The organism is Sorangium sp. So ce693 (genome assembly GCF_051521375.1).
Taxonomy (GTDB): Bacteria; Myxococcota_A; Polyangia; order Polyangiales; family Polyangiaceae; genus Sorangium; species Sorangium atrum.
On record NZ_CP150347.1, the window covers coordinates 4,120,886 to 4,134,232 of the forward strand.

9 protein-coding genes are annotated in these 13,347 nt (G+C 70.1%); 5 read left to right on the plus strand and 4 right to left on the minus strand.

Annotated elements, in window-relative coordinates; genetic code table 11:
• Positions 1–163: 163 nt before the first annotated feature.
• The 3 genes from WMF14_RS15690 to WMF14_RS15700 all read right to left on the minus strand — a co-directional run bounded on the left by WMF14_RS15690 (position 164) and on the right by WMF14_RS15700 (position 7,192).
• On the minus strand, positions 164–2,719 hold the full coding sequence (locus tag WMF14_RS15690) for a right-handed parallel beta-helix repeat-containing protein (RefSeq protein ID WP_437801821.1): 2,556 nt from the start codon (positions 2,717–2,719) through the stop codon (positions 164–166).
• Positions 2,720–3,110: 391 nt separating this feature from the next.
• Positions 3,111–5,678 (minus strand): polynucleotide kinase-phosphatase, encoded by a 2,568-nt coding sequence (locus WMF14_RS15695; protein ID WP_437801823.1) that lies wholly within the window; start codon positions 5,676–5,678, stop codon positions 3,111–3,113.
• The gene (locus WMF14_RS15700) at positions 5,675–7,192 is read right to left on the minus strand and encodes a 3' terminal RNA ribose 2'-O-methyltransferase Hen1 (protein ID WP_437801825.1); all 1,518 of its coding nucleotides are present in this window, start codon (positions 7,190–7,192) and stop codon (positions 5,675–5,677) included. The genes WMF14_RS15695 and WMF14_RS15700 overlap by 4 nt, the downstream gene beginning before the upstream one ends.
• A gap of 32 nt (positions 7,193–7,224) precedes the next feature.
• Between WMF14_RS15700 and WMF14_RS15705 the strand changes: the two genes are divergently transcribed.
• Both WMF14_RS15705 and WMF14_RS15710 read left to right on the plus strand, forming a co-directional pair.
• Positions 7,225–8,259, plus strand: coding sequence for a sensor histidine kinase (locus WMF14_RS15705; protein ID WP_437801827.1), 1,035 nt, complete (start codon positions 7,225–7,227; stop codon positions 8,257–8,259).
• On the plus strand, positions 8,256–9,011 hold the full coding sequence (locus WMF14_RS15710) for a LytR/AlgR family response regulator transcription factor (protein WP_437801829.1): 756 nt from the start codon (positions 8,256–8,258) through the stop codon (positions 9,009–9,011). Before WMF14_RS15705 ends, WMF14_RS15710 begins: the two co-directional genes overlap by 4 nt.
• Before the next feature lie 7 nt (positions 9,012–9,018).
• Here WMF14_RS15710 and WMF14_RS15715 read toward each other — a convergent pair whose 3' ends face one another.
• A complete protein-coding gene (locus WMF14_RS15715; protein WP_437801830.1) occupies positions 9,019–10,062 on the minus strand; it encodes a serine hydrolase domain-containing protein in 1,044 nt (347 codons plus the stop codon).
• 272 nt (positions 10,063–10,334) lie between these two features.
• Here WMF14_RS15715 and WMF14_RS15720 point away from each other — a divergent pair, with 272 nt between their 5' ends.
• The 3 genes from WMF14_RS15720 to WMF14_RS15730 all read left to right on the plus strand — a co-directional run bounded on the left by WMF14_RS15720 (position 10,335) and on the right by WMF14_RS15730 (position 13,347).
• A complete protein-coding gene (locus WMF14_RS15720; protein ID WP_272103814.1) occupies positions 10,335–11,450 on the plus strand; it encodes an STAS domain-containing protein in 1,116 nt (371 codons plus the stop codon).
• A gap of 201 nt (positions 11,451–11,651) precedes the next feature.
• Complete coding sequence (locus WMF14_RS15725) at positions 11,652–11,981, plus strand: hypothetical protein (protein ID WP_437801832.1); 330 nt, start codon at positions 11,652–11,654, stop codon at positions 11,979–11,981.
• Position 11,982: 1 nt separating this feature from the next.
• On the plus strand, positions 11,983–13,347 hold the full coding sequence (locus WMF14_RS15730; RefSeq protein ID WP_437801834.1) for an efflux RND transporter periplasmic adaptor subunit: 1,365 nt from the start codon (positions 11,983–11,985) through the stop codon (positions 13,345–13,347).

Below are 13,347 nucleotides of genomic sequence, written 5' to 3' on the forward strand. Positions count from 1 at the left end.
TAGCCTCCGAGCGAGCGCGGCGGCGCTCTCGGCGGACCCCGGCGCTGCAGGCCAGGCGCGGGAGCACCGATAACGGCTCGGGCTGCGCGCTGCACCCTCCCTGGCGAGCCGCGCCGGGCCGCTGCGCGCGCTGCCAAGCCAGGCACGGCGAGGCGCCGTGGGGTCAAGGCTGCGAGAGCGGCGGGAGCGGCTCCACCTCGGGCGGGGGCTCCAGGTTGCCAGACACCACCTTGCAGTGGTCGTCCGTCTCGGTACAGTCCTTGGCACCGTCGGGGGTGCACTGCCAGCCGTCGCTGCCGTGGAAGTCGGCGCGGGATTCGAGCAAGGTCTCGCCGTTGAGATCAAATCCGTTGCAGGTAAGGATCGTATCGAGGATCTTGACCTTGGAGCCGAAGTTTGCGACCCCGGCGCGGTCATTGTCGGTAATCGTGGAATTTTGGATCGTTGCCGTGCTGTCTCCTAAAATGACAACTCCATCCCCGAACTTCTCGTCGTGGCGAGCCTCCGTTGCCCGCACGAGCGAGGTGTCGAACGTCACGTCCGAGTTGCCGACGTACACGCCGATCTCATGGTTCTGATCAATGACGCATGTGTCTATGGTCACGTTCGCCCGGTCATTTGTGTCGAATGCGTCCTGGAGATTGATGCCCCGTCCTAGTGCACCATCTTTGCTGGGCTGGGTGCTGCGGACCACGGTGGTCTCGACGGTCGCATCCGATCCAAAGACGGCCATGCCAACCTCATGGTTTCGCTCAATAATGCATGAACGTACGAGCAAGCTCGCGCGCTCGCCAGTTTCGCTGTTCTGGGCGCCGATACCTCGTCCACCCATCCCATCTTCGCTGGGCTGGGTGCTGCTGATCTTACTGGTCTCAATTGTAACCGCCGAGCCAAAAGCGGTCACGCCAATATCGCTATTCCCTTCGACGAGGGATGTGCGGACAGTCAGGTTCGCGCGCCCGCCTGCCTCGAAGTCATCGTGGACGTAGATCCCCGCCCCTCCCATCCCATCCTCGCTGGGCCGGGTAGCTCGAACTACGGTATCCTCGATTGTCGCATCTGAGCCGGTGACGGACACGCCAGCCTTGCGGTTTTCCTCGATGATGCATGCGTGCATGATCATGCTCGCGCGCTCGTGGGAGTCGACGTCAGACTGGACGTCGACTCCACGCCCTTCCTCCCCATTGGGGCCGGGTTGCGTGCCGCGGATTATGGTTGCCTCCAAAGTCGCATCCGATCCAGAGATGGATATTCCTGCCGTGTGATTGTGCTCGACGAGGCACCCGTGGATAGTCGCTCTCGCGCGTTCGCCGCTGTTGTGGTCGGACTGGATGACGATTCCCCGCCCTCCCTCCGCCTCTGTGCTGGACCGAGTGTCACGGACCATGGTTGCGTTGAGTTTTGCGTCCGAGTCGAGCACGAACACGCCGGCGTTATGGTTTCTCTCAATAACGCATGCGCGTAGGTTCACGTTCGCGCGCTGGCCTGGTTCGTCTATATAGACCGCATCCATGACGCCGATCCCCCATCCTCTCCACTTGTCTTCGTTTGGCTGGGTGTCCCGGATCACGGTTGTCTCGAGCTCCGTATCCGATCCGTTGACGAGTATGCCGAAGTCGTGGCTATGCTCGATTACGCATGCGCGTACGCTCACGCTTGCGCGCTCGATTCGCTGGGGTGGCCAGTCTGATTCGCTTGTGACATCGGCATCTGCGATGTCGATGCCCAGTCCTCCTACTCCATCGGCGTTGGGCTTGGTGGAGCGGATGACGGTGCCTTCGAGCGTCGCGCGCGAGCTGTACACGGACACACCGGCACGATGGTTCTCCTCGATGAGGGAAGCCTTCAGCGCTACGTTCGCCGGGCCGTCCGTATATGCGATCGAGATTCCATGATCCCCCGCGTCGTGCACCCACACCTGGCCTACGCTGATGTCGTGCGCACCCAGGATGATGAGCCCGATGCTCGGCCCGGTCACGGCGACGCTTCGGATCTCGGTCCCGCTCGCTTTCGTTCTGATCACCCGAACGGCAGCGCCCCGCGTCCCTGCGCCTTGGATCTCCACAAGTCCAGGACATCGGCCCCATAGGCGCACCGCCTTGCCCGTGACCAACACGTCTTCGACGTACGTGCCCGCCGCCACGGCGACGATGGCGCCGCCATCGGCTTTGTTGATCGCCCGCTGGATCGTCGTCCACGGCTTATCCTTCGTGCCGTCGCTGTCGTCGCCCGCGTAGCTTTGGTCGACGAACTGGGTGTTCGCCTCGACCGGGATGTCGCCCCACGGTCCTTCGCCGCAGGGGGCGACCTCGCGACAACGGGTTTCCCCGGGGATGGCCATCTGCCCCTTCGGACACGTTTCTTCCGGGAGGATCGCCGAGCAGCCGCCGCGGCCATCGGCGACGAACCCTTCTCCGCACGCCTCCGGCGGCACCCCCGCCGGCTGGCATCGGCCGTCCTCCAGCGCAAGCTCGCCCGGCGGACACGGCATGTCCGGCGGGAGCCCCGCTGGCTGACATTGGCCCGTTGGCAGGGTGATCTCGTCCGGGCCGCATGGCTTCGGCTCGCACTGTCCGTCTTCGCGCGCTACCTCACCCGGTGCGCACGGCTTCGCATCGACTGGATCACCACAGCCCATCGTCACGAGCGCGGCGACGAACGCCCACGACCAGACCACCACGAGGGGCCATCGGGTGCTCCGAGCCCTAGAATCCGCCATACAGAACATGCTCCTTCGCTGACCACATTGAAGCCACTGCCGATATCGAGCGCGCGCAGGTGCTAGCCTTGCACCGGGCTTGACCTGAGAGCGGCGGTCGACGGCTGGTCGCGCTCCAGCACGAACAGTGCCATCCTGCGGACGGCGTATACTCCACAAGACGGCGTTGGTTTACGGGATTTTGCATGCGCGACCGGAGACCGGACGCGGCCACGGCCGGCCCTGTGGCCGGCCAGCAGATGCATTGACCGACGTCGCTCCGTCATGACGCGGCGCGATGCGCGGGGTGCCTGAAGGGCGATTGACCTGATCCGGGCGCGACCACATCACAGCCAGAGACGTCTGGCCACGGGCAGCCAGACGTCTGGCCACGGCGATGCTCAGCCGCTCATCACAGCCGCGGATCGATCGGCTCGCTCTCCAGCGCCAGCACCCCGAACACACACTCATGCACGCGATGGAGCGGCTCGCCCTCCACGAAGCGGTGGAGCGCCTCCAGGCCGAGCGCGTACTCCCGCAGCGCGAGCGCGCGCTTCCCCGACACGCTGCGGTTCCGCAGCCGCGCAAGGTGCTGCGGCATCAGGTACTCCGGTCCATAAATAATCCGCAAATACTCCGGCCCCCGGCACTTGATCGCCGGCTGGACGAGCCCGCGCGGGCCGCGCACGACCCACTCCCACGACTTCACCACCATGCCCTCGCCGCCGCGCTCGACCATCTCCGTCCAGAAGGCCACCGCCTGCGCCTCGCTCTGCGGGTCCGAGAGGTCGACCACGCGGTGCGGGGTCTCCACGAAGAACGCCGGATCGACCTCGGCGAGCCGCGCGAGCTGCCGCAGGTGGAAGCCGTGGTCCCGCGCCGCGTGCACCGCGCCCTCGCTCGCGAGCAGGTGGAACGGCGCCAGACGGATGTCCGAAAGCGACCGCACCGGCCAGCAGTAGCGCCGGTAGGCCGCCACGTACCCGTCCATCGCCGCCTTCCGGGCCGCGTGGCGCTCGAGCAGCACCCGCGCGCTCTCGTCGCGCGCGGCGGCCTTCTCCAGCGCCCGCACCGTCGCGTCGAGCGACGCGCGGCCCGACGAGCCCACGGCGGCGTACTGGCCGCGCAGGAGATCCTGGGCCTTCGCCGACCAGGGCAGGAGCTCCGCGTCGAGGCAGACCCAGTCCGTGCGCAGCTCGGCCCACAGATCCGCCCGATCCATCGCCGCCCGCACCCGGTCGATGAGCTCCCGGCTCCGCGCCTCGTCCGAGAAGAACGGCCTGCCCGTGCGCGTCGTGCACACGCCGAGCGGCCCCTCGTCGAGGCGGAACCGCCGCCGCCGCGCGGCCTCGTCGCGGCACACGACGAGCACCGCGCGCGACCCCATGTGCTTCTCCTCGCAGACGACGCGGCCAACGCCGTTCTGCCGGAAGTACGCGAACGCCTCGCGCGGGTGCTCGAGCAGGCCCCCGTCCTTCGACGTCTCGCTCGGCGACATCGTCGGCGGCAGGTAGATGAGCCACCGAGGATCCACGGCGAAGCGGCTCATCGCCTCGAGCGCCGCCGCCGCGTTCTCCTCGCGGATCGTCACCATGCCGTGCACCCGCGTCCGGATCGCGCGCCGGCCGCGCACGTCGTCGATGTCGAGCACGTCGTAGGCCTGCCCGCGCGATCCGGCCTTCGGCTCGCCCGCGAGCGGCGCGAGCGGTTTCGCGGGCTCGTAGTACACGCGGCGCGCCTTTACCTCGACGAGCTCGCGCTCCGGGTAGCGGAGCGCCGTGAGCGCCCCGCCGAACACGCACCCCGTGTCGATGCAGATCGTGCGGTTCTCCCACTCGGCCACCGTCGTCGGCGTGTGGCCGTAGACCACCATCGCCTTGCCGCGGTACTCCGAGGCCCAGTTGTACCGCACGGGCAGGCCGTACTCGTCGGTCTCGCCCGTGGTCTCGCCGTACAGGCAGAACTCTCGCACCGCGCCCGAGCCCCGGCCCTGGAACGCCTCCTTCACCCCCGCGTGCGCGACCGCGAGGTTGCCGTCGTCGAGCACGTAGTGGCTGACGAGCCCGTCGATGAAGTCCGCCGCCTTCGCCCTGAACGCGTCCGTCTCCGCCTCGAGCTGCTCGAGCGTCCGCTCGAGCCCGTGCGTCGGCTTCACGTCGCGCCCGCGCAGCTTCTTCAGCAGCTTCACGTCGTGGTTGCCGGGCACGCAGAGCGCGGCGCCCGACTCGACCATCGCCATCGCGAGGCGCAGCACGTCGGGCGAGCGCGGCCCGCGGTCCACGAGGTCGCCGAGGAAGATCGCGCGCCGGCCCTCGGGGTGCGACGCGCGCGGCGCGTCCGGCAGCCCCTCCAGCTTGTAGCCGAGCGCCTCGAGCAGCTCGACCAGCTCGTCGAAGCAGCCGTGGACGTCGCCGATGATGTCGAACGGCCCGCGCTCGTCGCGGCGGTCGGTCCACAGGCGCTGCCGCTCGATCGTGGCCGCCGCCACCTCCTCGGGCGAGGAGAGCACGTGCACGTAGCGGAAGCCCTCGCGCCGGAGCTCCTTGAGCGAGCGGCGCAGCTCGCGGCTCTGGCCCCGCACGACGTGCGGGCCGAACTGCCGGTCCGGCCGGCCGGCGTTGCGCGCGTGGCAGAGCTTCTCCGGCATGTCGAGCACGATGGCCACCGGCCGCACGTGGTGCTCGCGCGCGAGCGCGACGAGCGGCCTGCGCGCGTCCGCCTGCACGTTGGTCGCGTCGACAACGGCGAGCCGCCCCGACGCGAGCCGCTTGCCCGCGATGAAGTGCAGGACCTCGAAGGCGGCCGCGCTGGCGGACTGATCGTTCTCGTCGTCGGACACGACGCCGCGGTAGTGGTCCGACGAGAGGATCTCGGTCGGCTTGAAGTGCGCCCTCGCGAACGTGCTCTTGCCGGAGCCGGACGCGCCGACGAGCACGACCAGCGAGAGGGAAGGGACGATGAGGGGGGCCTGCTCGCTCACGACGCCACCTCCGTCGCCTGCGCGAGGGCGCCGCCCGCGCCGCCCGCGCCGCCGCCCTGGGCCTCTCCGCCGCCCGCGCCGTTGGTGCTGCTGGCGCCGCCCGCGCTGCCCCCGCCGCCCTCGCGCGTGAAGATCGCCATCTGCGTCGGCGCGCCGAGCGAGGGATCCATCGGGCCGACGGGCAGGTGCTCGACGGCGTAGCCGTGCGCGGCCGCGACCCCCTCGCAGAAGGCGTGGAACTCGGCGCGCGTCCACTCGAAGCGGTGGTCGCCGTGGCGGAGCGCGCCGCGCGGGAGCCCCTCGAACAGCGCGTTGTACTCGGCGTTCGGGGTGGTCACGAGGACGACGCGCGGCCGCGCGTGCTCGAAGACGCTGCGCGTGAGCGCGCCGAGCCGCGAGAGGTCCACGTGCTCGATGACCTCGACGAGGGTCGCGGCGTCGTAGCCCGAGAAGCGCGCGTCGCGGTAGGTGACCGACGCCTGGAAGAGCTGGATGCGCCGCCGCTGCTTGTCGGGCAGGTCGTCGAGGCGCAGCCGGTTCCTGGCGATCTCGAGGCTGCGCATGGAGACGTCGGCGCCCGCCACGCGCTCGAAGACGCGCTCGTCGACGAGGCGCTTCAGCAGCTTGCCCTCGCCGCAGCCGAGGTCGAGCACGCTCCTCGCCTCGGCCCGGCGGAGCGCCGCGACCACGGCCTCGCGCCGCGCCTCGTCGAGGCTCATACGCGCCTCGCCCCGGTCCTCGGGCGCGGCCTTCTCGTCCTCGGCCTCCTCGGGGCTCGCCTCGTCGTCGGCCACGAGCCGCGCGAGCGCGGCCCGGAAGAGCGGCCGGCTGTGCTTCAGGTAGCGGAGCGCGATCGCCTCGCGCTCCGGGTGCTCCGCGAGCCACCCCTTGCCCTTGGCGAGGAGGTTGTCGACCTCGGCGTCGCCCACGTAGTAGTGCTTCTTGTCGTCGAGCACGGGCACGAGCACGTAGAGGTGCGCGAGCAGCTCCCTGAGCCGGCACGTCCTCGCGAGCGAGACGCGCAGGTAGGCGCTCTGGCCCCACTCCGGGAACGTCTCGTCGAGCGGGAGGCGCTCGGCCGCGACCTCGTAGCCGAGCGGCTCGAAGAGCCGCCGGAGCAGCGCCTCGCCGCCGCGGCACGGCAGCGCCTCGATCGTGGCGGAGAGGGGGATCGGCGCGTCGGCGAGCTCCGGGCGGTCGCGGCACTTGCCGCCGAGCGCCGAGCCGAAGACCTGCGCGATCGCCACCGAGAGGAACGACGAGGCGACGTAGGGCCGGTCGTTCACGTACTGCGCGAGCGTCCCGGGCTCGCCCGCGCCGCGCCCGCGCACGAGGTCCACGGGGTCGACGTCGAGCAGCAGCGCCGCGGTGCACCGCTCCTCGGTCGCCTCGGGATAGAACACGTGCGCCTTGCCGAACGACAGCGGGAACGACTGCGTGTACGCAGGGTTCTTGACGAGCAGGTAGCCGAGATCTGTCGCCGGCCTGTGCGTGGTGGTGAGCGTGAGGAGCATCGGGGGCCGCAGTCTACGCTAGTGTTGAACGGGTGACGCAGGAGCCCGCAAGCGAGGGAAAGGCCCACGTCGGCAAGGCCGTGGTGATCACCACGGCCGTGCTCTGGCTCCTCGGCTGGATCGACCAGGGAAGCTTCGAACCCTGGCGCGGGCTGGGCATCGCGGTGTGGGTGGCGGCGGTCCTCGGCGCGCTCACGCTGGTGGCGCGCCGCATCGGACCGCAGCGCGCGCCGATCTGGCTTCAGCTCGTCGTGCTCGCGTTCACCGCCGGGATCGCCAGCTCCATCGCCAACACCTGCTTCTTCCTCGTCGCCACGGCGCTGCCCGAGGTGTTTCCAGAGGGACCGCGACGGCCGCTCGTGGCCACCGCCGTCGTGGGCTTCTTCGACGGCGACGCCCTGTTCGGCTTCTGGGCCCTCCTGATCGAGCTACCTCGACAGATCGGCGCCGAGCGGCGGCTCGAGCACGAGCGGCGCGCGCTGCGCCAGGAGGTCGAGCTCGCGCACATCCGCGCCGCGCTCGAGCCTCACTTCGTGTTGAACACGCTCAACACGATCGCCGGCCTGGTGACCGAGGAGCCGGCCGAGGCGCGCACCCTGATCGCGACGCTCGGCGACCTGCTGCGGGACATCATGCAGGGATCGCGGCGATCCCATCACACGGTCCGCGAGGAAGTGAGCTGGCTGCGGGGCTTCGCGCGCATCCTGGAGTCTCGGCACTTCGGGCGGCTCGCGTTCGAATGGGACGTGGACGCCTCGGTGGAGGACTGCGTGCTCCCGGTGATGCTCCTTCAGCCCCTGCTGGAGAATGCGGTGCACCACGGCGCGCTGCGCCGACGGGAGCGCGGCCGTGTCGTCCTGCAGATCACCGGGGAGGCAGGACACCTGCGCTGCGCCGTCGAGGACGAGGGCCCCGGCTTCGACCTGGCCGCTGTCCCGAAGGAGGGGCGGGGGCTCGCGCTGGTGCGGCGCCGCGTCGCCCTGGAATCGGCCGACGCGTCGCTGCGCATCGACTCGAAGCCCGGCCGGACGCGCCTGGAGGTCACGCTGCCCAGGAGGACCGCATGAAGCTGCTCTCTGCTCTCGTCGTCGAGGACGAGTGGCCGGCCCGCAACTTCCTCGTGGAGCTGCTGCGCGATACCGGGAGATTCGGGACCATCGCCGCGGTGACGAACGTCGAGGCTGCTCGAGAGGCGCTCGATCGCGTCGAGCTCGGCATCGACGCCGTCTTCGTCGATATCCGGCTCGTCGATCGCCCTGGGGACACGTCGGGCCTCGACTTCGCCCGCTCCCTCGCGGATCTCGCGAGCCCGCCGGCGGTGGTGCTGGCCACCGCGCTGGCGCATCACGCGCTCGATGGGTTCGAGATGGGCGCTGTCGACTATCTGCTCAAGCCGTTCACGCTCGACCGCGTCACCACGTGTGTGGCGCGGCTCCTCGAGCGACGCCGGGCGCCGTCCCCGAGCGCGGGAGAGCCGCGCCTGGTCGCGCGACACGACAACCGCCTGGTCTTCCTGGACCTCGACGGCATGCTGGCGTTTCAGGCGGCGGAGCGGCTCACCTCTCTCCACCACGTCGATGGCGTGTTCTCGGTGGACCTCTCGCTCAACGCGCTCGGGGCCACGCTGGGCGATCGTGTGCTTCGCGTGCACCGCAACTGGCTCGTCGCCCCGGCGCACGTGCACGGGCTCGGCCGGCTCGACGGGGAGCTGGTCCTCGAGGTCGGTCCACGGCTCCGCGTGCCCGTCTCGCGCGATCGCGCGCGAGAGGTCCGGCAGCGGCTCCTGGAGAACACCGTCGGCATCACTCTGCCCGACTGAGCTCGCCTCACTCGGCCGAGAGGACCAGCTTCCCCAGCTCGAGCCCGAAGCCCTCGATGTCGAACACCTCGTACGTGTTCGTCCCGAGGATCACGCGCGTGTTCGCCGCCGGGCAGTCGATCGCGACCCCTCCAAGGCCATAGTCGCCGGCTCCGGCCGCGGCGTAGACCGTCTTGCCCTCGAGGTCGTGGGCGCCGCCCGAGAGGTAATGCGCCTCGTACGACTCGAACGCGGCCGGACCGAGCACCTCCCCCTTCCAGACGGCGACCAGCCAGCGCTCGAGGTCGGAGACGGTCGTCACCAGCCCGCCATTGCCGACGAGCGACCAGGTGTACGGCCATCCGGCGGGGTCGTTCTCCCCGAAGGTCGAGGCGTCGTATCCGATCGCGGTGTCGACCCGCTCCCAGAGCGGGTCACCGAAGAACCCGCTCTGTTGCATGTGGGCGGGAGCGAAGAGCTCGTCGCGCACGTAGTCCGTGAACGCTCGCCCCGAGACGGTCTCCACGACGTCGGCGAGCAGCGTGTAGCCGGAGTTGGAGTATTCCTCGTCGCTCCCCGGCTCGAACAGCAGCTCCTGCGCGAAGATCCGCTGGCGCGCTTCGAGCCGCGTCATCGGCTCGAAGTCACCCTCCGTGTCGTGGTACTCGTCGAACCCGGCGCGGTGCTGGAGGATCTGAACGAGCGTGATCTCGGCCTTGTCGGCCGGCACGTCATCGAAGAGGGTCGCGAGCGAGTCGGTAACGGCGAGCTTGTGGTCGCCTTCGAGCTTGAAGATGGCCGTCGCGGTCAGGTCCTTCATCACGGAGCCGAAGTCGTACGCCGTGCCGGCGACATTGGGGATGTCGTGGTCTCGATCCGCCAAGCCGTAGCCGCGCGCGAGCACCTCGGCCCCGTCGACGGTGACCAACACCGACCCGGAGAACCCGGCCGCGGCCGCGTCCGAGAGGCGACGCTCGAGCTCCTCGCGGAGCTCGTCCCGCTCGGGAAGTGCGGGCGACTCCCCGCTGCACCCAGTTTGTGGGACAGCCAGCGTGACAAGGCCGGCTGCCATCAGCCATTGCGAGATTGGTTTCATGCCGCGCCAGGCTGCCAGCCGAGCTCGCGAAGATCAGGGACGAATCGACGAGCGCCAGGTTCTCGGCCACGAGCGGCGGGTTCCGCGGGACGAGCACGTGGGGGCGGCGGCAGCGCGTCCCGAGCCCCAGAGCGCCGTCTTGGCCGGATCGAGGCCAGCCGTGGCTCGCCCGTCGAGGGCGACGCGGGCCGGGCTGAGCCGGTACACTGCGGCGGGCGCGCGGGCGCGCTCGTGGACTCGGAGAATTTATGAGCACAAGCTCTGAGCTTCTGGACAAGAGGATCCGCGTCGTCGTCGAGGGGATGGCGATCGAGTGGGATCTCGAGAACGGGCAGTGCACCTGGGCCGGCGTCCCCTCGGTGTCGATGTTCCTGCCGAGCAGCGTGGTTGGCCTGATGTCCGGCTTCCAGCGGATGGCGGGGACCGAGCGCTTCAACCTCGCCGTGGAGAGCGGGGGGCGGCTCAGCATCGATGACGACTGGAAATACATCTCCGGTTATCCGACGTTCGAGGAGGGCTTCAAGGCGCTCGGCCTCGGCGCGGCCACGGCGGGCTGGGGCGTGTGGCACGTGCTCTCCCTGGACCGGGAGCGGAAGGAGGCCCGCTTCCGCGTGGTGAACGGGTGGGAGTCGGTCTACCAGAAGGAGCTCGATGTCTGCTGGGGCAGCAGCATGATCGCGGGCAAGCTGGCCGGGTTCTGCACCCGGCTCTTCGGGGAGGAGTGCGACGTCGAGCAGACGTCGTTCGCCGCGCGGGGCGACGCCCACGATGAGTTCACGGTGCGCCCCTCCACGACAAGCCTGGAGGACCGGCTGCAGAGCCTGCTCGACGAGGAGCGGGCGACGAAGACGGATCTGGCCATCGCGCTGCACAAGCTGAAGCGCGAGGTCGAGGAGCGCGCCCGCATCGCCGAGGAGCTCCAGAGGACCGAGCAGGAGCTCCGCGACAAGCTGTCGTTGATCGAGCGGCAGCAGCACGAGCTCCGCGCGCTCGCCACGCCGATCATCCAGGTGTGGGACGGCGTGCTGACGCTCCCGTTGATCGGCACGCTCGACGGCGTGAGGGCCGGGGTGATCACCGAGGAGCTGCTCGACGCCATCGTCAGGACGGGCTCCCGCTACGCGATCCTCGACATGACCGGCGTGGACAGCATCGACGGCGAGACCGCCGATCACGTGATCCGGATCATCCGCGCGGTCGAGCTGCTCGGCGCCAAGGGGGTCATCACCGGCGTGCGCCCCGCGGTGGCCGCGCTGATCACGTCGCTCGGCCTGGAGCTGTCCGCCGTGACCACGCTGCGGAACCTCCGCGAGGGGCTGCGGATGTGCATCCAATCGCTCTCGGACAAGGCTGCAGGGGTGTGAAGGCGGCGGGCGGTGGGGAGCCGCCCTCCGGCGATGGCTCTGCCCGCCAGTGATCCGGCCAGGGATGGCCGGACCTCGTCCCCGCCTCGCGCTCTACGCTTGCGGCCAGGGTCAGCGGCGGTAACGGTGGTGGCGGTGCGCCGGCGCGCGCCCGAGACGCTTCCGTCGCGTGACGTCGCGAACAACCAAGAGAAAAGGCCCATGAAGCTTCGTTCCATCTCGGTCCTGATCTGCGTCTTCGCCCTCGGCGCCGCGTCGTGCTCGAAGGAGGCGCCGAACGCCGGCAAGGCCGCGCCTGAGCAGACGCAGGCGAACGCGGCGCACGCCCCCGCGGACGTCAAGCCCGGCTCCCACGAGGACTGGTGCGGAGAGCACCAGGTGCCCGAGTCGCAGTGCACCCGCTGCAACCCGGATCTGATCCCGGCCTTCAAGGCCACGGGGGACTGGTGCGCCGAGCACGGCCTGCCCGAGTCGCAGTGCCTCAAGTGCAATCCCGATCTGAAGATCGTCCGGCCGCCGAAGGAGAGCTGACGTGCCAGGCCGCGCTGGCATCGCGGTGCTCCTGCTCCTCGCCGCGCTCCCGGGCTGCGGAGGCAAGGCGACCGACAACGCCGCGGCGGAGAAGGCCGGGGCGAAGCGGAGCGCGGCGTCGGCCGTCGAGGGCGCCATGTGCAAGGAGCACGGCGTGCTGGAAGCCCTCTGCACGAAGTGCAATCCGAAGCTCGTCCCCGTCTTCCAGGCCAAGGGAGACTGGTGCAAGGAGCACGAGCTCCCGGAGTCCATCTGTCCCATCTGCCACCCCGAGCGCGGAGGCAAGCCGGCGGCCGACGTGGCGAGCGACGGCGCGCCGGCGGACGGGACGAAGGTCAAGTTCAAGACCAAGGACACGGCCCGGCTCGCCGGGATCCTCACCGCGAAGGCCGTCGAGCGTCAGGGCGGCGGCGGCGTCCCCGTGACCGCCAGGATCGTCTACGACGCGCTCAAGGTGGCGGAGGTCAACGCCCGCGCCCCGGGGGTCGTCCGGCAGCTCCACGTGGACGTGGGCGCGGAGGTCAAGAAGGGGGCGCCGCTCGCGATCATCGACAGCGCCGACGTGGGCGCCGATCGCTCGCGGCTGGCCAGCGCGCAGTCGCGCCTCACGATCGCCGAGGAGAACCTGAAGCGCGAGGAGCAGCTCGAAAAGGAGGGGATCTCGTCGCGCCGGAGCGTCCTCGCCGCGCAGCAGGAGCTCGACGCCGCCCGCGCCGAGCGCGCCTCCTTCGCGGCCTCGCTGGCCGTCGTGGGCGCGAGCGCGGGCGGGGGCGGGGGCTACACGCTCACCACCCCGCTCGCCGGCGTCGTGACGCAGCGGAAGGCGACCGTGGGCAGGCTCGTCGGCGTCGAGGAGACCCTGTTCGAGGTGGTCGACGTCTCGAGCATGTGGGCCGAGCTCGACGTCCCCGAGACCGATCTACCGGCCGTCTCGCTGAAGCAGCCGGTGGTCATCGAGGTCGACGGCATCGAGGGGCGCGAGCTCAGAGGGGAGATCACGTACGTGGCCCCGGCCATCGATCCGGCCACGCGCACGGCCAAGGCGCGCGTCCCGCTCGCGAACCCGGGCGGCGCGCTGCGGGCCAACATGTTCGGCCGGGCGCGCATCCTCGCCCCATCCCGCGCGGCGGTCGTGGTGCCCCGCGCCGCGGTGCAGCGCGCGAAGACCGTGAAGCTCGTGTTCGTGCGGCTCGCGGACGACCAGTTCGAGGCGCGGCGGGTCGAGATCGGGGCGACCGAGGGCGACCTGGTCGAGGTGACCAAGGGCGTGCGCCCGGGCGAGGAGGTCGCGACCGAGGGGAGCTTCCTGCTCAAGACCGAGACCCTGAAGGAGAGCATCGGCGCCGGCTGCTGCGGCGAGGACTGA